Raw genomic sequence first — 18,760 nt, forward strand, 5'->3', positions numbered from 1 at the left:
TGGGACAGGGGCCGTCGGCCGTTTCCGGATCGCGGCGTCAGCCGCGCCGCCCCCCGTTTCCGTTTCCGTTGCTCGTGCCCTGGAACAGGTTCCCCGGGAGGGAGAAGGTGGGCGTCGGGAAGGTGGTCCCGCCGTCCGTGCCGCCGGTGGTCAGGCCGCCGATGAGGCCGCCGTTGGCGTTGCCGCCGCCCTTGTCACCGTTGTGGCCGTCGTCGTTGCCCTTGCCCTTGTTGCCGTCGGGGATGTCGACGAGGTGGAAGGACTCGACGGGCTTGCCGTCCAGAGCGCCTGTCATGGCGTCCTTCCAGATCGGGCCCGGGGTGTCGGCGCCGTAGACGAGGTCGTGGTAGACGCCGCCGATGGTGATCTGCTTCATCTGGCGCTTGTGCGTCGGGTCGCCGACCCAGACCGCGCCCGCCATGTTCGGGGTGAAGCCGACGAACCAGGCCGCGTAGCGGTTGTCCGTGGTGCCGGTCTTGCCGGCGCTCGGGCGGTTGTCGAGGCCCGCCTCCTTGCCCGTGCCGTCCTCGACCACGCCCTTGAGGAGGGTGGTCACGGTGTCGGCGGTCTTCTGCGACATCGCGCGCGTGCAGGTCGACTTCGGCACCGCGAGCGACTTCTTCTGGCTGCCCACGGTCTGGGTGATCGACTCGATGGCGACCGGCGTGCAGTACATGCCGCGCGAGGCGAAGGTGGCGTACGCGTTCGCCATCGTCAGCGGGGACATCTCCTGGGTGCCGAGGGCGATGGACGGGGCCTGCTGGATCTTCTTGCCGTCGGCCCGCTCGACGCCCATCTTCTGCGCCATCGTCGTCACCGGGCAGATCCCGATGTCGCTGATCAGCTGCACGTAGTAGGTGTTGACCGACTTGGCGGTCGCCTCCTTCATCGAGTACGGGCCGTGCTCCGACTCGTTCTCGTTCGTGAGCTTGACGCCCTTCTCGTCCCAGGTCTTGCCGTCACAGGCCGAGACCGGGGCCGGGTAGTCCATCTCGTACGGCGAGGAGTACGACTTCGTCGCCGGTGTGCCGCCCTCTATGGCGGCCGCGGCCACGATCGGCTTGAACGTCGAACCGGGCTGGTAGCCCGCGCCGCCGCCCATGGACTGGTTCACGGACAGGTCGATCTGCGTCTCGTGCTTGCCGAAGCCGTACGGGCGGGACTGGCCCATGGCGAGGATCTTGCCGGTGCCGGGCTCGACGATGGTGGCCGCGGTGGCCACGTCGTCGGTCTTGTAGACGTGGTCCTTGATGGACGCCTCGACCGAGGACTGCGACTGCGGGTCGAGCGTCGTACGGATCGTCAGGCCGCCCTGGTTCCAGACCTTCGCCCGGGCTTCCTTGGTCTTGCCGAACATCGGGTTGGTGAGGAACACCTCGCGCACGTAGTCGCAGAAGAAGCCGGCGCCCTTGACCGCGGTGATGCAGCCGTTCTTGGGCTGGCTCGGGTTGAGGCCCAGCGGCGTCTTCTTGGCCTTGTCGGCCTCCGCCTGCGAGATGTCGCCCATGTCGGCCATGCGCTGCAGGACGACGTTACGGCGCCTGGTGGCCTCCGTGGAGTCGTTGACCGGGTCGTACCGGCTGGGCGACTGGACGATGCCCGCGAGGAGCGCCGACTCCTGGACGTTCAGGTCCTTGGCGTGCTTGGAGAAGTAGCGCTGGGACGCGGCCTCGACGCCGTAGGCCTGCTCGCCGAAGAACGTGATGTTCAGGTAGTTCTCGAGGATCTTCTTCTTGCCGAGCTCTTCCTCGATCTGGATCGCGTACTTCAGCTCCTTGATCTTGCGGCCGAGGGTCTGCTGCGTGGCCTGCGCGACCTTCGTCGGGTCGTCGCCGGCCTCCTCGATCGCGACGTTCTTCACGAGCTGCTGGGTGAGCGTGGAGGCGCCCTGGGACACCCCGCCGCTCTGCGCGTTCTTGTTGAGGGCGCGCAGGACGCCCTTCAGGTCGATGGCGCCGTGCTGGTAGAAGCGCGAGTCCTCGATCGCGACGATCGCCTTCTGTATGTACGGCGACATGTCCTTGAGGGGGACCACCGTGCGGTCGCGCGAGTAGACCGTTGCGATCTGGCCGCCGTCGGCGTCCAGGATCGTGGTGCGCTGGCTCAGGGGTGGCGTCTTGAGGTTGGCGGGCAGTTCGTCGAAACTCTCCACCGAGCCCTTGGCCGCAAGTCCGAGCGCGCCGACGGCAGGCAGCGCGATACCGGCCAGGACGGCTCCCGCGAGCACGCTGACACCGAGGAACTTGGCGGCCTGCTGCGTTGGGGACAGGCCACCGCCCGAGCGCTTCTTTGGCATGAGGGCAGCCTACGTTCTCATTCGCCGGACACGCGTATATGCCTTGGCCTAAGCTGCTCTCAACTGTCACAGCAGTAGGGCCACGTATCAATACGTCCGGCGATCCCGAATCGTTCCGGAGGTTCCCCAACTTTTTTGATGGGGGCGTGTCCGAATCCGCCTTGTGTGTCACCTGGCGCCCGTTGTGACTCAACTGAACTGTCCTGGTTTGCCGGGAAAGTCCCGTATATCACCAGCTCACTCCCCCGGGTGATCTGCCGCTTACGCATAGTCCGTTCGGGCCATTCAAGATTGGGCCCGAAGGGGGTGTTGCGCTGTGCCCACCTTCCGTAACGTCCTCAACTGGCGGCGGTGAATATGCCGCTGCCGCCGTGGGGGAGCCTCGATTCGGGAGAGGACGGCGCCGGTATGGGCTGGGTAACCGACTGGAGTGCGCAGGCCGCCTGCCGCACTACCGATCCGGATGAACTGTTCGTTCAGGGAGCAGCGCAGAACAGGGCCAAGGCGGTGTGCACCGGATGTCCGGTACGCACCGAATGCCTGGCTGACGCGCTCGACAACCGCGTCGAGTTCGGCGTGTGGGGAGGCATGACGGAGCGGGAGCGCCGCGCACTGCTGCGCAGGCGACCCACCGTCACCTCCTGGCGCCGGCTTCTTGAGACGGCTCGTGTGGAGTACGAACGCGGCGTGGGGATCCTGCCGCTCGACGACGACGAGATGTACGAGAACTACGCGGCGGTGAGCTGAGGGCACCCCTCGGCTCAGTCGACGGCAGCCTCGGGCAGCTCCGGCCGGTTGGCCGCGAGCCGGTCCCCGATGTCCCTGAGCCCCGCGAGGTCGTGTACATCGCCGGGCAGCGCGGCCACTTCGGCCACCGCCACCTCGGGGTGGAGCGCGGTGAAGCGGTCACGGGTGCGCTGCTCGCGGGAGAGCAGCTGCATACGTTCGGCGTGCAACCTCAGCAGGCCCGCGGTGAGCTGCTCGACGCCCTGGGCGCCCTCGTCCTCCTGATCCGGACCGGGGGAGCCGGTCCCGGACGCGGGAGGCCCGGAGGACTCGCCGGCAGGGGATTCGGGAGCGGGGGAGTCTGAACTGCCGTACGTGTCGGGAGAGTTACGAAGTCCAGCTTTCCCGCCGTCCTGATCCACAATGCGGGGCTCCACAAGATTTTCCGCGGCGGCGAGCGCACGCTCGGCCGACAGCCGGGCGGCGCCGCTGCCGTGGACCCGGTTGAGGACCAGACCGGCGAGCGGCATGTCCTCGGCGGCCAGGCGCTGCACGAAGTACGCGGCCTCGCGCAGCGCGTCCCGCTCCGGGGCCGCCACCACGAGGAACGCCGTCCCGGGTGCCTGGAGCAGCCGGTACGTCGCATCCGCGCGCGTGCGGAACCCGCCGAAGGTGGTGTCCATCGCGGCGACGAACGTCTGGACGTCCTTGAGGAGCTGACCGCCCAGCAGCTTGCCGAGCGTGCCGGTCATCATCGACATCCCGACGTTCAGGAACTTCATGCCCGCCCGCCCGCCGAGCTTGGCCGGGGCGGTGAGCAGCCGGATCAGCCGGCCGTCCAGGAACGAGCCGAGCCGCTTGGGCGCGTCCAGGAAGTCCAGCGCCGAGCGGGACGGCGGGGTGTCGACGACGATCAGGTCCCACTCGTCCCGCGCGCGCAGCTGCCCGAGCTTCTCCATCGCCATGTACTCCTGCGTGCCGGCGAAGCCCGCGGAGAGCGACTGGTAGAAGGGGTTGTTCAGGATGGCGGCGGCCCGCTCGCCGTCCGCGTGCGCCTCGACGATCTCGTCGAAGGTGCGCTTCATGTCGAGCATCATGGCGTGCAGTTCGCCGTCGCCGTCGACGCCCTTCACCCGGCGCGGGGTGTTGTCGAGCGAGTCGATGCCCATGGACTGGGCGAGCCGGCGCGCCGGGTCGATGGTCAGCACGACCACCTTGCGCCCGCGCTCGGCGGCCCTGAGGCCGAGGGCGGCCGCGGTCGTGGTCTTTCCCACTCCGCCCGAGCCGCAGCACACCACGATCCGTGTCGCCGGGTCGTCGAGCAGCGGGTCGACGCCGAGCACGCGCGCGGGGGAGAGGCGGCGGGCGGTGTCCTGTGCGTGGGCCGGCTCCGGACTCATGACATCCCCTGCTTCTGCTGCTTGTGCTGCTGACGACTCGTGCTCCGCGTGCCCCGGCTCATGACAGGCCCTGCTCCCGCAGCTCGGTGGCCAGCTCGTACAGCCCCGCCAGATCCATGCCCTCGGCGTGCAGCGGCAGTTCGTGCAGCGGCAGGCCCTGCTCGGCCAGCACCGCCCGCTGTTCGTGCTCCAGCGCGTACCGCTCGGCGTACTCCTCGGCCTGCTGCAGCAGCGGGGCCACCAGCTTCTCCGCGTTCCCGCCGCGGCGCGCACCGCCGAGTCCCGCCGCCGACAGTGACCTGGCAACAGAAGAACGCGGCACGCCGCGTACGAGTTCCAGATCCTCCGCGTCCAACACCTCGGGCCGCACCATGTTCACGATGATCCGCCCCACCGGCAGCTTCGCGGCGCGCAGTTCGGCGATCCCGTCCGCGGTCTCCTGGACGGGCATCTCCTCCAGCAGGGTCACCAGGTGCACGGCCGTCTCCGGCGACTTCAGCACCCGCATCACGGCCTGCGCCTGATTGTGTATCGGGCCGATCTTGGCGAGGCCCGCCACCTCGTCGTTCACGTTCAGGAAGCGGGTGATGCGGCCGGTGGGCGGCGCGTCCATGACGACGTAGTCGTACGCGAACCTCCCGGCCTTGTCCTTGCGCCGTACCGCCTCGCACGCCTTGCCGGTCAGGAGCACGTCCCTGAGACCCGGCGCGATGGTGGTGGCGAAGTCGATCGCGCCGAGCTTCTTCAGCGCTCTGCCGGCGCCCCCGAGCTTGTAGAACATCTGGAGGTAGTCCAGAAGGGCCAGTTCGGGGTCGATGGCGAGGGCGTACACCTCCCCGCCCCCTGGAGCGACGGCGATCTTCCGCTCCTCATAAGGCAGCGCTTCCGTCTCGAAGAGCTGCGCGATGCCCTGGCGGCCCTCGACCTCGACGAGAAGCGTCCGCTTCCCCTCGGTCGCGAGGGCCAGCGCGAGGGCGGCGGCGACCGTCGTCTTTCCGGTCCCGCCCTTGCCGCTGACGACCTGGAGCCTGCTCACGTCTTCGAGCCTAACCAGTCTGTGTGCCAACCACGCGACAGCCTGTGGATAACGCGACGGCGGGTGGTGGGTGGGCAGCGGCTAAAGTCGGCCACATGACCAAGTGGGAATACGCAACCGTGCCACTGCTCGTCCACGCCACGAAGCAGATTCTGGACACCTGGGGCGAGGACGGCTGGGAGCTCGTCCAGGTCGTGCCCGGGCCGAACAACCCCGAGCAGCTGGTGGCCTACCTGAAGCGGGAGAAGGCATGAGCGCCGTGGAGGCGAAGCTCGCCGAGCTCGGCCTGACCCTGCCCGACGTCGTACCGCCGCTGGCCGCGTACCAGCCGGCCGTGCAGTCCGGCTCCTACGTCTACACGTCCGGACAGCTCCCGATGGTTGAGGGCAAGCTGCCCGTCACCGGAAAGGTCGGCGCGGAGGTCACGCCCGGGGAGGCCAAGGAGCTCGCCCGCACCTGCGCGCTGAACGCCCTGGCCGCCGTCAAGTCCGTCACCGGCGACCTGGACCGCATCGCGCGCGTGGTGAAGGTCGTGGGCTTCGTCGCCTCGGCCGCGGACTTCACCGGGCAGCCCGGCGTGGTGAACGGTGCCAGCGAACTGCTCGGCGAGGTCCTCGGCGACAAGGGCGTGCACGCACGCAGTGCCGTCGGCGTCGCGGTGCTGCCGCTGGACGCACCGGTCGAGGTCGAGATCCAGGTCGAGCTCGTCCCGTAGCGGCGCTCTGACCTCGGGGACCTCTCGAACATTCGCGCACCACGGGATAGCCTCCGCCCATGGCGAATGGGCAGTGGTTTCCGCAGGACTGGCCGGAACGCATCCGCGGGCTCGCGGACGGCACGCTCACCCCGGTCGTCCCGAAGCGCGCGGCCACCGTCATGCTCCTGAAGGACGCCGACCGCGGCCCCGCCGTGCACATGCTGCGCAGACGCGCCTCCATGGCCTTCGCCGGAGGCGCGTACGCGTATCCGGGCGGCGGCGTCGACCCCCGCGACGACGAGCACCACGTCCGCTGGGCGGGTCCCACGCGCGCGTGGTGGGCGCAAAGGCTCGGGGTCGACGAGGCGTCCGCCCAGGCGATCGTCTGCGCGGCCGTGCGCGAGACGTACGAGGAGGCGGGCGTCCTGCTCGCCGGACCGTCCCCCGACTCCGTGGTCGGCGACACGACGGGCGAGGACTGGGAGGCCGACCGTGCGGCGGTGGCCGCCCGCGAGTTCTCCTTCGCCGAGTTCCTGGACCGTCGCGGCCTGGTGCTGCGCTCGGACCTCCTCGGGGCCTGGACCCGCTGGATCACCCCTGAGTTCGAATCCAGGCGCTACGACACCTGGTTCTTCGTGGCCGCACTCCCGCACGGCCAGCGCACCCGCAACGCCTCCACGGAGGCCGACCGCACGGTGTGGATCCGCCCCGGGGACGCGGCGGCCTCGTACGACAAGGGCGAGCTGACGATGATGCCGCCCACCATCGCGACCCTGCGCCAGCTGGCCCCCTGTGCCACGGCCGCCGACGCGCTCGCCGCGGCCCCTGGCCGCGACCTCACCCCCGTCCTGGCAACTGCCCGGCTGAAGGACGGCGAGATCGTGCTGTCCTGGCCGGGCCACGACGAGTTCACGAAGCACATCCCGACCGACGGCCCGACCAGCCGCCCGACCAGCAGCCCTACCGACCTTCCGACCGGTGGAGCCTCCGCATGACGGACCCAGCAGCCCTTCCGGGCCGGCCGCGGGGCGGGGGCCCCATCCCTCGTTGGCCGCTCGCACCGCTGCGCAGTCACGCCGCGGGAGCGGCATGTCGGGCACTGCGGAGTGCTGCGCCGGCCTCCGGCCGACGACTCGACGGACCGACGACGCCGACGGAAGAGAACACCGCATGACCGACGCAGCAGCCCTTCCCGGACAGCCGCGGGGCGGGGTTCTCACCGGCCCCGCCACCGCCCGGGCCGTCAATGTCCTGGCGCCCAACGCCTCGGCGATGACCCTCGACGGCACGAACACCTGGATCCTCTCCGAGCCCGACTCCGACCTGGCCGTCGTCGTCGACCCCGGCCCCCTGGACGAAGGGCATCTGCGCAATGTCGTGGACACGGCCGAGAAGGCCGGCAAGCGCATCGCGCTCACCCTGCTGACCCACGGCCACCCGGACCACGCGGAGGGCGCCGCCCGCTTCGCCGAGCTGACCGCAACCAAGGTACGGGCCCTGGACCCGGCGCTGCGGCTGGGCGACGAGGGGCTCGCGGCCGGGGACGTCGTCACGGCGGGCGGACTGGAGCTGAGGGTCGTACCGACCCCCGGCCACACCTCGGACTCCCTCTGCTTCCATCTCCCGGCCGACCGGGCCGTCCTGACGGGCGACACCGTCCTCGGCCGAGGCACGACCGTCGTGGCGCACCCCGACGGCCGCCTCGGCGACTATCTGGACTCGCTACGACGGCTGCGGTCGCTGACGGTCGACGACGGCGTCCACACGGTCCTGCCGGGCCATGGGCCCGTCCTGGAGGACGCCCAGGGAGCCGTCGAGTTCTACCTGGCCCACCGCGCCCACCGCCTCGCCCAGGTGGAGACGGCGGTCGAGGACGGCCACCGCGCGCCGTCCGAGGTGGTGGCGCACGTGTACGCGGACGTGGACCGGTCCCTGTGGCCGGCGGCGGAACTGTCGGTGCGGGCGCAGCTGGACTACCTGGAGGAGCACGGACTCATCTAGGCCCTGTCCGGGCGCGGCGCCTTGATGCCGTGCACGCGCGCGTACTCCTCGGCGAGCCATGGCCCGAGGTCGTCGACGTACGAGCGCAGTACGGCGGGATCGCCGTCCGGCTCGTACCCGAGGGCGGCCGCGGCGCGCAGCTGCCCGGCCCGTTCCGGGTAGTACGCGCCGAAAGCCTCGGCCATCTCCGCGAGATCGCTGGTCCAGCCGTTCCAGCGGGGCATCACGAGCGTGAATCCGGTCCGGACGAGATGCCGGGACATGAACCGCACGAGCGGCCGCCGGGCCTGGTCCGTGTCCTCGGCTTCCGCGATCCGCTGCCGCCAGCGGGGCAGCAGCAGCGCGAGGTCCCCGTTGGTCTCGCGGGCGAGCAGGGAGTCGGGGCGGTAGCGCGGCAGGTACTCGGCGAGGTCCTCCCCCAGCAGCGGAGTGCACAGACAGGCCGCGAACCAACCCAGGTCGTACGTCTCCAGCTCGCTCAGCAGCCGCGCCCGGCTGTACAGCAGCGTGCCGACGCCGTCGATCTGCGGGAACTCCTTGTCTACGGCCTCTCCGAGCGCCCGGGTGGCCTCCCGGTCCGCGTCCGTGGGCTCCTCCCGCAGGGCGACCAGCAGATCCAGATCACTGCGCCCCACGCGCGCGTTGCCGCGTGGAACGGACCCGTAGAGGTACGCGCTGTCCAACCGGGCGCCGAACACCTCGAGCAGCCGGTCGCGCGCGGCGGCGACGACGGCCCGAAAGGCGTGCGGCACGCGCGCGAGGGAGCCTTCGCGCGCGATGTAGCCCTGGGGGTCGAGGCCTCTGGAGCTCGCGTTTTCGGACATGAGGTCACTGCACCAGCCTGTCCGGCGTTTGAGGACGAGGCCGTTCAGGCCGATCGGGGGTCCGAGGGCGGAGCCCCCGGCTGCCTCAGCGTGAACGCTTGGCGAGCCGCTCCACGTCCAGCAGGATCACGGCACGCGCCTCAAGGCGGAGCCACCCACGCTGCGCGAAGTCCGCCAGCGCCTTGTTGACCGTCTCGCGGGACGCGCCGACCAGCTGGGCCAGCTCCTCCTGCGTGAGGTCGTGGACGACGTGGATGCCCTCCTCGGACTGCACGCCGAAGCGGCGGGAGAGGTCCAGCAGGGCACGGGCGACGCGGCCGGGAACGTCGGAGAAGACCAGGTCGGACATCGCGTCGTTGGTCTTGCGCAGCCGGCGGGCGACGGCGCGCAGCAGGGCGCCGGCCACCTCGGGGCGGGCGCTCAGCCAGGGCTGCAGGTCGCCGTGGCCGAGACCGAGCATCTTGACCTCGGTCAGCGCGGTGGCCGTGGCGGTGCGCGGGCCGGGGTCGAAGAGCGACAGCTCACCGATCAGCTCGCTGGGGCCGACGACGGCGAGCATGTTCTCGCGGCCGTCGGGGGAGGTGCGGTGGAGCTTCACCTTGCCCTCGGTGACGACGTAGAGCCGGTCACCGGGGTCGCCCTCGTGGAAGAGCGCGTCGCCGCGCGCGAGGGTCACCTCGCTCATGGAGGCGCGGAGCTCCGCGGCCTGCTCGTCGTCGAGCGCCGCGAAGAGCGGGTTCCGCCGCAGAACGTCGTCCACGAGTTCTCTCCTTGTCGACCTGCTCAGGGGATCTTGCTCCCCCTTGGTACCAGGGGACCGTGCTCCCCATTTTGCCGGACCGTCCAAACAGTGTGATCTGTCACAAGGATGCCGCACACATGTCCCGAGGTAAGCGGCAGGGGTCCAATTGGGGGCCGATCTCCCGGGTCCGGGGCGGATGTCAGTGCCGGGCTTTAGGCTGGCCGGGTGTCCAAATCGCCGGTGAGAGCACAGGCCAAGGGGGCTGGGCGGGTGGTTGTACGTCGTGATTCCGCTGTGGGCGAACAGAACTCCGGTGGCGGAAAGAAACCGGCAAAAGTGACAAAAGGCGCACCGGTCAAGAAGGCCGCCGCGGTGAAGAAGGCTGCCGTGAAGAAGGCCGCGGTGAAAAAGACGGCCGTGAAAAAGACCGCGGCCGTCAGGAAAGCGGCCGTCGCGCCCAAGAAGGCGTCCGCCGCGGTCGAGGGCGCCCCTCCCGCGAAGTCCGTCGCCAAGCCGCCGAAGAACGAGTCGCGCACCGCCCTGGTCCGCCGTGCCCGCCGCATCGACCGCGAGCTCGCCGAGGTGTATCCGTACGCCCACCCGGAGCTGGACTTCGAGAACCCGTTCCAGCTGGTGGTCGCCACGGTGCTGTCCGCCCAGACCACCGACCTCAGGGTCAACCAGACGACACCTGGGCTGTTCGCCAAGTACCCGACCCCGGAGGACCTGGCCGCCGCCGACCCGGAGGAGGTCGAGGAGATCCTCCGCCCCACCGGTTTCTTCCGGGCCAAGACCAAGTCCGTCATGGGCCTGTCGAAGGCGCTGGTGGAGCAGTTCGGCGGGGAGGTCCCCGGCCGGCTCGAAGACCTGGTCAAGCTGCCCGGTGTGGGCCGCAAGACCGCCTTCGTCGTGCTCGGGAACGCGTTCGGGCGGCCCGGCATCACCGTGGACACGCACTTCCAGCGGCTGGTGCGGCGCTGGCAGTGGACGGACCAGACCGATCCGGACAAGATCGAGGCGGCCGTCGGCGCGCTCTTCCCCAAGGGCGACTGGACGATGCTCTCGCACCACGTGATCTTCCACGGCCGGCGCATCTGCCATGCCCGCAAGCCCGCCTGCGGCGCCTGCCCCATCGCCCCGCTCTGCCCGGCGTACGGCGAGGGCGAGACGGACCCGGACAAGGCGAAGAAGCTGCTCAAGTACGAGAAGGGCGGCTTCCCCGGCCAGCGCCTCAAGCCCCCGCAGTCGTACCTGGACGCGGGCGGCAAGCCGGCGCCGCCGCTGGGGGCCGGATGACGGGCGGCACGGCAAAGCCCCGGGTCCAGGAACGATCTCGGGCCTTCGGGGCGTTGGACACGTCAGGACGGGGGTGGCGATGACGCGCGCGAGTAACGCGAGCAATACGCAGGGTGGTCCGGTGGTGCTCAGCAAGGAGGGGCTGCCCGAGTGGCTGGACCCGGTGGTGCGGGCCGTGGAGACGGTGCAGCCGCTGCAACTGAGCCGCTTCCTGCCACCGGAGAACGGGGCGGGGCGGCAGTCCGCCGTACTGATCCTTTTCGGCGAGGGCGAGCGCGGCCCCGAGCTGCTGCTGATGGAGCGGGCGAGTTCGCTCAGGTCGCACGCCGGGCAGCCGTCCTTCCCCGGCGGCGCCCTCGACCCCGAGGACGGCGACCCGAAGGCCGACGGGCCACTGCGGGCCGCTCTCCGCGAGGCCGAGGAGGAGACCGGACTCGACCCCTCGGGTGTGCAGCTCTTCGGCGTGTTGCCCAGGCTGTACATCCCGGTGAGCGGCTTCGTGGTGACCCCGGTGCTGGGCTGGTGGCGCGAGCCGAGCCCGGTCGGGGTCGTCGATCCGAACGAGACGGCCCGGGTCTTCACCGTCCCCGTGGCGGATCTCACGGATCCCGGCAACCGGGCCACCACCGTCCACCCCAGCGGCCACCGAGGTCCGGCATTTCTGGTCGAATCGGCCCTGGTCTGGGGCTTCACGGCCGGAATCATCGACCGTCTGTTCCACTACGCGGGCTGGGAGCGGCCCTGGGACCGGGAGAAGCAGGTCCCGCTCGACTGGCGGTCATGACAGGGTGTCTGCCGTGCTGTGTCTTCCCGGGGGACACTGTGATCGGTCACCGACGCGCCGGCCCCCCGGCCGACCTGAGGTGACCGCAGAGTGATGAGGCGAGGCTCGAACCGGTGAACGTGCTGGACATCCTGTTGCTGGTCGCCGCCGTGTGGTTCGCGATCGTGGGCTATCGCCAGGGGTTCGTCGTCGGAATCCTGTCGGTGATCGGATTCCTGGGCGGCGGTCTCGTCGCCGTCTACACCCTGCCCGTCATCTGGGACGCGCTGACCGACAACGCCGAGGTGAGCACGACCGCCGCCGTCGTCGCGGTGGTGGTCGTCATCGTCTGCGCCTCCGTCGGCCAGGCCCTGACCACCCATCTCGGCAACAAGCTGCGCCGCTACATCACCTGGTCCCCGGCCCGCGCCCTGGACGCGACCGGCGGCGCCCTGGTCAACGTCGTGGCGATGCTCCTGGTGGCCTGGCTGATCGGCTCGGCCCTGGCCGGCACGACGCTGCCGACCCTCGGCAAGGAGGTCCGCGGCTCCAAGGTGCTCCTCGGCGTCGCCCGGGCCCTTCCCGACCAGGCCGACACCTGGTTCGCGGACTTCTCCTCGGTCCTCGCGCAGAACGGCTTCCCGCAGGTCTTCAGCCCGTTCTCGAACGAGCCGATCAACGATGTCCGTCCTCCCGACCCGGCCCTCGCGAACAGCCCCGTCGTCACCCGCGCGAAGCGCTCCATCGTCAAGGTCATGGGCACCGCCCAGAGCTGCGGCAAGGTCCTGGAGGGCAGCGGCTTCGTCTTCGGCGACCGCCGCGTCATGACCAACGCGCACGTGGTCGGAGGCGTCGACGAGCCCACCGTCCAGATAGGCGGCGAGGGCAGGAAGTACGACGCGAAGGTCGTCCTCTACGACTGGCACCGCGACATCGCCGTACTCGACGTGCCCGATCTCAAGGCGCCCGCCCTGAAGTTCACGACCACGGACGCCCGCAGCGGCGACGGCGCGATCATCGCGGGCTTCCCGGAGAACGGAGCGTACGACGTACGGGCCGCACGCGTGCGTGGCCGCCTCCCGGCCAACGGCCCGGACATCTACCACCGCGGCACCGTCCGCCGAGACGTCTACTCGCTGTACACGACCGTCCGCCAGGGCAACTCCGGCGGTCCGCTGCTCACGGCCAAGGGGAATGTGTACGGCGTGGTGTTCGCGAAGTCCCTCGACGACGCCGACACGGGGTACGCCCTCACCGCGGACGAGATCCAGGAGGACATCACCAAGGGGCGTACCGCGAACCAGCAGGTGGACAGCGACAGCTGCGCGCTGTGAGCTGCCGTTCGGGGAAACTGAGGGGCGCGTCAGCCCCGGGGATGGCGCAGGCGTACCGAGACCCAGCGGGCCCGGCGGCGCAGAATGCGCGGAATGCCCACCCTGAGGTCTGTGCCCGCCATCTGCGGTGCACCGCCTCGCTGGTGGGGGCTCAGGCCACTGGCCGAGCGGCGATTGCGTGCTGCGTCACTGTAGTCGTGCGTCCAGCCCATACCCGGACGTCTGCCCCCGCCCCAAGGTCGATAACCGCCCCCTGAGCCCCCAATTGGCCTATGCGCCAGGCAATTGGCTGTTCGTAGGACACACGTTCAGATCCGGATACCGGGCGCATCGGCTCGGTCACCGACCGGGCTCGGGGCCTTCCGGCCAATTGACCAGTTCTGTGCAGAAAGTGCGCGTGTCACCGGTCAGGTTCGGGATCCTTGAGCCAGTTGACCAGCTCGGCCGAGAAGGCGACCGGGTCCTCCTCGTGCGGGAAGTGCCCCAGTCCGTCGAACAGCCGCCAGCGGTACGGCGCTTCGACGTACTCGCCGGAGCCGGCCGCGCTCCGCGTCCGCATCACAGGGTCGAGCGAGCCGTGCAGGTGGAGGGTCGGCACCCGGAGGGGGCGCTTCATACGGCGGTTGAACTGGATGCCGTCCGGGCGGGCCATGGAGCGGACCATCCAGCGGTACGGCTCGACCGAGCAGTGCGCCGTCGACGGGATGCACATCGCGCGACGGTACGTCTCCACCGTCTCGTCGTCCGGCGGGTTGGGCCCGGACCACTCCCGGATCAGCTCGGCGACGAGGGCGCCGTCGTCGGCGGTGAGCTGCCGCTCGGGGATCCAGGGGCGCTGGAACCCCCAGATGTACGAGCCCGCGCGGGTCTGCTTGACGTCCGAGAGCATCGCGGAGCGCCAGCGCCGGGGATGCGGCATCGAGGCGACCGCGAGCCGCCGGACCAGCTTCGGGCGCATCACGGCCGCCGTCCACGCCAGATATCCGCCCAGGTCGTGGCCGACCAGCGCGGCGTCCGGCTCGCCCAGGGAGCGGATCACGCCGGTGATGTCGAGGGCGAGGTTCGCGGGGTCGTAGCCGCGCGGGGTGCGGTCGCTGCCGCCGACGCCGCGCAGGTCCATGGCGACGGCCCGGAAACCCGCGTCGGACAGCGCGGTCAGCTGGTGCCGCCAGGTCCACCAGAACTGCGGGAAACCGTGCAGCAGCAGCACCAGCGGCCCGTCGCCGGCCTCGGCGATGTGGAAGCGGGCGCCGTTGGCGGCCACCTCCCGATGGGTCACCTTTGTCCCGTCGGGCAGGGCGTCCGGCCGTACGACCGAGGTGGGTTGCGCCGAAGGTGATTGCCCCGAAGAGGGGGAGGAGCCCGTCATGAGGACGAGCGTGCCACAGCCTCGATGGCCGCGGGGGCCCGGTCCTCGAGCGCCGCGGTCTCCGGCTGCTCCGGCCGCGGGTGCGGCTTGGCCTTCTGGAGGACCCCTGCGGTCTCCTTCATCGACGCCGCGACCTTCTGCGGGCCCTTGCCCTTCTTCGCCTTCTTCGCGAAGACCACGCCGATCAGCACGAGGACGACCGCGACCAGCACGTTCGCCGCGAACGACAGCAGGAAGCAGATCGCGAGGTTCCAGTCGCTCCAGGTCCGGATGCCGTACGCCAGCGCGAAGTTGAGCATCGGCAGGGAGAACACCAGGACCATGGCGGCCACCGAGAACGCGCCGCCGCTCGTCGCGCCGCGCTTGACGTCCTGCTTGAGCTGCGCCTTGGCCAGTGCGATCTCGTCATGCACCAGCGCCGACATCTCGGTCGTCGCGGAGGCGAACAGCTGGCCGATGCTGCGTTCGGCGCCGACCGGGCTGCCGTCGGGTGCGCTCATCGCGGTCTCCCTCACTCTCTTTTTGTACCGTCTCGTCAGATCATGCCGGACGGCCGTCCTCGTCGCCTGCCCCGCCCGGCACTTCGGCAAGCGCGCGTCGTTCGGCGGCCTTCCGTTCGGCGGTCCGGCGGTGCTCGGCGGCCTTGTTCTCGTAGATCGCGGCCATCCGCAGGTGGTACGCCGGGTCGTCCTCCTCGTAGATGTCCGGGATGCCGTCGAGGTCCTCGTCGCGCTCCTCGACCTCGCACAGCCTGCGGTACTTGGCGTTCCGGATCTTCAGCAGCACCGTCGCCAGGGTCGCAGCGACGAGGGAGCCCGTCAGCACGGCGGCCTTGACCTCGTCCGTCAGCACGGCGTTTCCGTCGAAGGCGAGTTCGCCGATCAGCAGCGACACGGTGAAGCCGATACCGGCCAGCGTCGCCACCGCGAACACGTCCGCCCAGGCGAGGTCGTCGCTGAGCGAGGCCCGGGTGAAACGGGCCGTCAGCCAGGTACCGCCGAAGATCCCGAGCGCCTTGCCGACGACGAGCCCGAGGACGACACCCAGCGTCTCCGGCTTCGTGAACACGTCGCCGAGCGTGCCGCCCGAGATGGCGACACCGGCGCTGAACAGGGCGAAGAGGGGCACGGCGAGGCCGGCTGACAGGGGACGTACCAGGTGCTCGATGTGCTCGCCGGGGGAGTGCGACTCGCCCTCGTGGCGGTGGCAGCGCAGCATCAGGCCCATCGCCACGCCCGCGATCGTCGCGTGGACGCCGCTGTTGTACATCAGCGCCCAGATGACCAGCGCGAGCGGGACGTACACGTACCACCCGCGCACGCCCTTCCTCAGCAGCAGCCAGAAGACGGCGAGGCCCACGACCGCGCCGCCCAGCGCGGCGAAATTGATGGTGTCCGTGAAGAAGACCGCGATGATCAGGATCGCGAAGAGGTCGTCGACGACCGCGAGGGTCAGCAGGAAGGCGCGCAGGGCGCTCGGCAGCGACGTACCGATGACGGCCAGCACGGCCAGCGCGAACGCGATGTCGGTGGCGGTGGGGACCGCCCAGCCGTGCAGCGAGCCGCCGCCGCTCAGGTTGGTGAGGGTGTAGACGAGCGCCGGTACGGCCATTCCGCACAGGGCCGCGACGACCGGCAGCGCGGCCGCCCTGGGATCCCGGAGATCACCGGCGACCAGCTCACGCTTGAGCTCGATGCCGGCGACGAAGAAGAAGACCGCGAGGAGTCCGTCGGCGGCCCAGTGCGCGACCGACAGATGCAGGCCGAGGGCCTCGGGGCCGAACTGGAAGTGGCTGACGCTCTCGTAGCTGCCGTGCAGCGCGGGTATGTTCGCCCAGATCAGCGCCGTGATCGCGGCCACGAGCAGCAGCACACCGCCGACTGTCTCGGTGCGCAGCGCCTCCGCGACGAAGGTCCGCTCGGGCAGGGACAGACGTCCGAGAACCTTGCGGGGGCTGGGGGTGCGGGGCGGGGACAAGACGGGGACCTCCGGTCGGTGGGCAGGGGAGTGCTGCTTGCCGACCAGACTTCCCGGCACACCTTGAGGGTCACGCTGTTATGGGGCTTTGCTTAGTTTACCTAAAAGGGGCGCCCGGCGCGTTCTCGCGCCGGGCGCCCCTTCGGAGCTGGGGAAACCTCAGTCCTCGCTGGGCGCCGCCGGGAGCTTCGCCTGGATGAGGTCCATGACCGTCGAGTCCGTCAGCGTCGTCACGTCACCGAGCTGGCGGTTCTCGGCGACGTCCCGCAGCAGGCGCCGCATGATCTTGCCGGACCGGGTCTTCGGCAGCTCCGCCACCGGCAGGACCCTCTTCGGCTTGGCGATCGGGCCGAGGGTGGCGCCCACGTGGTTGCGCAGGTCGGCGACGAGGCCCTCGTCCTCGGCGTTCGCCGTGCCGCGCAGGATCACGAAGGCGACGATCGCCTGGCCCGTCGTCTCGTCCGCCGCGCCGACGACGGCCGCCTCGGCGACCGACGGGTGCGAGACGAGCGCGGACTCGACCTCGGTGGTGGAGATGTTGTGCCCGGAGACGAGCATGACGTCGTCCACGCGGCCCAGCAGCCAGATGTCGCCGTCGTCGTCCTTCTTCGCGCCGTCACCGGCGAAGTACTTGCCCTCGAACCGCGACCAGTACGTGTCGAGGAACCGCTGGTCGTCGCCCCAGATGGTGCGCAGCATGGACGGCCACGGCTCGGTGAGCACCAGGTAACCGCCGCCGCCGTCGGGCACCTCGTTCGCCTCGTCGTCGACGACGGTCGCGGAGATGCCGGGCAGCGGGGTCTGGGCGGAACCGGGCTTGGTCTCGGTGACGCCCGGCAGCGGCGAGATCATCATCGCGCCGGTCTCGGTCTGCCACCAGGTGTCCACGATCGGGGTCAGGTCGGCGCCGATGTTCTTGCGGTACCAGATCCAGGCCTCGGGGTTGATCGGCTCACCCACCGAGCCCAGCACCCGCAGGCTGCTGAGGTCGAACTTCGCGGGGATGTCGTCGCCCCACTTCATGAAAGTACGGATCGCCGTCGGCGCCGTGTACAGGATCGTCACCCCGTACTTCTGGATGATCTCCCAGAAGCGGCCCTGGTGCGGAGTGTCCGGCGTGCCCTCGTACATGACCTGGGTCGCGCCGTTGGCCAGCGGCCCGTAGACGATGTACGAGTGCCCGGTCACCCAGCCGACGTCGGCCGTGCACCAGTAGACGTCGGTCTCCGGCTTGAGGTCGAAGACGGCGTGGTGGGTGTACGCGGTCTGGGTGAGGTAGCCGCCGGAGGTGTGCAGGATGCCCTTCGGCTTACCCGTCGTACCGGACGTGTACAGGATGAACAGCGGATGCTCGGCGTTGAACGGCTCCGGGGTGTGCTCCGCCGACTGCCGCTCGACGATCTCGTGCCACCACACGTCGCGGCCCTCGGACCAGGCGACCTCCTGGCCGGTACGGCGGACCACGAGCACGTGCTCCACGTTGTCCACGCGCGCGACGGCGTCGTCGACGGCCGGCTTGAGCGCGGACGGCTTGCCGCGCCGGTATCCGCCGTCGGAGGTGATGACGACCTTCGCGTCCGCGTCCTGGATGCGGGTGGCGAGCGCGTCCGCCGAGAAGCCGCCGAAGACGACCGAGTGCGCGGCGCCGATGCGGGCGCACGCGAGCATCGCGATCGCCGTCTCCGGGATCATCGGCATGTAGACGGCGACCCGGTCGCCTGCCTGAACACCCAGCTCCAGCAGGGCGTTCGCGGCCTTGGAGACCTCGTCCTTCAGCTCCGCGTACGTGAGGGCGCGGCTGTCGCCCGGCTCGCCCTCGAAGTGGATGGCGACCCGGTCGCCGTGGCCGGCCTCCACATGACGGTCGACGCAGTTGTACGCGACGTTGAGTTCGCCGTCCTTGAACCACTTGGCGAACGGCGGGTTCGACCAGTCCAGCGTCTCGGTCGGTTCCTTGGCCCAGCTCAGCCGCCGGGCCTGCTCGGCCCAGAAGCCGAGCCTGTCAGCCTTGGCCTGTTCGTACGCCTCTGCCGTGACGTTGGCGTTGGCGGCCAGGTCAGCCGGCGGCGCGAAGCGTCGCTCCTCCTTCAAGAGGTTGGCCAGGCTTTCGTTGCTCACGACATCTCCCTTTCCCAGGGTGTCCGTTGTGTCCCAGGCCACAGCTCATCAGACCCGGGGGGCCGATGACAAGGGCCGACCGTAAATTGGTTTAGACCTGTGGGTGGGGTGCTGAGACGCCCGGAGTCATCCGTACCCACGGACGCCGGCGGGGCGGAGTTCAGCAGGTGTAACGCCTCTC

18 protein-coding genes are annotated in these 18,760 nt (G+C 70.1%); 8 read left to right on the forward strand and 10 right to left on the reverse strand.

The window, feature by feature from the left end; translation table 11 throughout:
- Positions 1 to 37 precede the first annotated feature (37 nt).
- Positions 38 to 2,296, reverse strand: a complete 2,259-nt coding sequence (locus LJ657_RS16760; RefSeq protein WP_232649411.1) for a transglycosylase domain-containing protein — start codon at positions 2,294 to 2,296, stop codon at positions 38 to 40.
- 408 nt (positions 2,297 to 2,704) lie between these two features.
- Between LJ657_RS16760 and wblA the strand changes: the two genes are divergently transcribed.
- Positions 2,705 to 3,043: a transcriptional regulator WblA gene (gene wblA / locus LJ657_RS16765; protein ID WP_232649554.1), complete on the forward strand. Its 339-nt coding sequence runs from the start codon at positions 2,705 to 2,707 to the stop codon at positions 3,041 to 3,043.
- Positions 3,044 to 3,057: 14 nt separating this feature from the next.
- Here wblA and bagB read toward each other — a convergent pair whose 3' ends face one another.
- Positions 3,058 to 4,422 carry an ATPase BagB gene (gene bagB, locus LJ657_RS16770; RefSeq protein WP_232649412.1) on the reverse strand — a complete coding sequence of 455 codons (1,365 nt, stop codon included), beginning with the start codon at positions 4,420 to 4,422 and terminating at the stop codon, positions 3,058 to 3,060.
- A gap of 58 nt (positions 4,423 to 4,480) precedes the next feature.
- Positions 4,481 to 5,458 carry an ATPase BagA gene (gene bagA / locus LJ657_RS16775; protein ID WP_232649413.1) on the reverse strand — a complete coding sequence of 326 codons (978 nt, stop codon included), beginning with the start codon at positions 5,456 to 5,458 and terminating at the stop codon, positions 4,481 to 4,483.
- A gap of 95 nt (positions 5,459 to 5,553) precedes the next feature.
- On the opposite strand from bagA, the gene sp36 reads away from it, so the two are divergent.
- The 4 genes from sp36 to LJ657_RS16795 all read left to right on the forward strand — a co-directional run bounded on the left by sp36 (position 5,554) and on the right by LJ657_RS16795 (position 8,156).
- Entirely contained in the window at positions 5,554 to 5,712 is a 159-nt protein-coding gene (gene sp36 / locus LJ657_RS16780) for a Sp36 family protein (RefSeq protein ID WP_003967454.1), read from the forward strand.
- Positions 5,709 to 6,173 (forward strand): RidA family protein, encoded by a 465-nt coding sequence (locus LJ657_RS16785; RefSeq protein ID WP_232649414.1) that lies wholly within the window; start codon positions 5,709 to 5,711, stop codon positions 6,171 to 6,173. The genes sp36 and LJ657_RS16785 overlap by 4 nt, the downstream gene beginning before the upstream one ends.
- Before the next feature lie 59 nt (positions 6,174 to 6,232).
- Positions 6,233 to 7,150, forward strand: a complete 918-nt coding sequence (locus tag LJ657_RS16790; RefSeq protein WP_232649415.1) for an NUDIX hydrolase — start codon at positions 6,233 to 6,235, stop codon at positions 7,148 to 7,150.
- A 175-nt stretch (positions 7,151 to 7,325) separates the two neighbouring features.
- Positions 7,326 to 8,156, forward strand: a complete 831-nt coding sequence (locus LJ657_RS16795; protein WP_232649416.1) for an MBL fold metallo-hydrolase — start codon at positions 7,326 to 7,328, stop codon at positions 8,154 to 8,156.
- On the opposite strand, the gene LJ657_RS16800 is transcribed toward LJ657_RS16795, so the two are convergent.
- Complete coding sequence (locus LJ657_RS16800; protein ID WP_232649417.1) at positions 8,153 to 8,980, reverse strand: nucleotidyltransferase domain-containing protein; 828 nt, start codon at positions 8,978 to 8,980, stop codon at positions 8,153 to 8,155. The genes LJ657_RS16795 and LJ657_RS16800 overlap by 4 nt on opposite strands.
- 85 nt (positions 8,981 to 9,065) lie before the next feature.
- Positions 9,066 to 9,740 carry a Crp/Fnr family transcriptional regulator gene (locus LJ657_RS16805; RefSeq protein ID WP_030942386.1) on the reverse strand — a complete coding sequence of 225 codons (675 nt, stop codon included), beginning with the start codon at positions 9,738 to 9,740 and terminating at the stop codon, positions 9,066 to 9,068.
- Between the two features lie 318 nt (positions 9,741 to 10,058).
- Between LJ657_RS16805 and nth the strand changes: the two genes are divergently transcribed.
- The 3 genes from nth (at position 10,059) to LJ657_RS16820 (ending at position 13,115) form a co-directional block, all read left to right on the forward strand.
- On the forward strand, positions 10,059 to 11,018 hold the full coding sequence (gene nth, locus LJ657_RS16810; RefSeq protein ID WP_232649418.1) for an endonuclease III: 960 nt from the start codon (positions 10,059 to 10,061) through the stop codon (positions 11,016 to 11,018).
- Between the two features lie 79 nt (positions 11,019 to 11,097).
- Positions 11,098 to 11,802, forward strand: coding sequence for an NUDIX hydrolase (locus LJ657_RS16815; protein ID WP_232649419.1), 705 nt, complete (start codon positions 11,098 to 11,100; stop codon positions 11,800 to 11,802).
- Between the two features lie 113 nt (positions 11,803 to 11,915).
- Positions 11,916 to 13,115 (forward strand): MarP family serine protease, encoded by a 1,200-nt coding sequence (locus tag LJ657_RS16820; RefSeq protein WP_232649420.1) that lies wholly within the window; start codon positions 11,916 to 11,918, stop codon positions 13,113 to 13,115.
- A gap of 29 nt (positions 13,116 to 13,144) precedes the next feature.
- Here LJ657_RS16820 and LJ657_RS16825 read toward each other — a convergent pair whose 3' ends face one another.
- From LJ657_RS16825 to acs, 5 genes are all read right to left on the reverse strand, one after another.
- Positions 13,145 to 13,327: a hypothetical protein gene (locus LJ657_RS16825; RefSeq protein ID WP_232649421.1), complete on the reverse strand. Its 183-nt coding sequence runs from the start codon at positions 13,325 to 13,327 to the stop codon at positions 13,145 to 13,147.
- 188 nt (positions 13,328 to 13,515) lie between these two features.
- Positions 13,516 to 14,484 carry an alpha/beta fold hydrolase gene (locus LJ657_RS16830; protein WP_232649422.1) on the reverse strand — a complete coding sequence of 323 codons (969 nt, stop codon included), beginning with the start codon at positions 14,482 to 14,484 and terminating at the stop codon, positions 13,516 to 13,518.
- Positions 14,481 to 14,984 (reverse strand): phage holin family protein, encoded by a 504-nt coding sequence (locus LJ657_RS16835; protein WP_232649423.1) that lies wholly within the window; start codon positions 14,982 to 14,984, stop codon positions 14,481 to 14,483. The genes LJ657_RS16830 and LJ657_RS16835 overlap by 4 nt, the downstream gene beginning before the upstream one ends.
- Before the next feature lie 40 nt (positions 14,985 to 15,024).
- Entirely contained in the window at positions 15,025 to 16,461 is a 1,437-nt protein-coding gene (gene nhaA / locus LJ657_RS16840) for a Na+/H+ antiporter NhaA (RefSeq protein WP_232649555.1), read from the reverse strand.
- Positions 16,462 to 16,620: 159 nt separating this feature from the next.
- Positions 16,621 to 18,621: an acetate--CoA ligase gene (acs, locus tag LJ657_RS16845; protein WP_232649424.1), complete on the reverse strand. Its 2,001-nt coding sequence runs from the start codon at positions 18,619 to 18,621 to the stop codon at positions 16,621 to 16,623.
- Positions 18,622 to 18,760: the final 139 nt, after the last annotated feature.

This window comes from Streptomyces guryensis (genome assembly GCF_021261325.1).
In the GTDB taxonomy this organism is placed as follows: domain Bacteria; phylum Actinomycetota; class Actinomycetes; order Streptomycetales; family Streptomycetaceae; genus Streptomyces; species Streptomyces guryensis.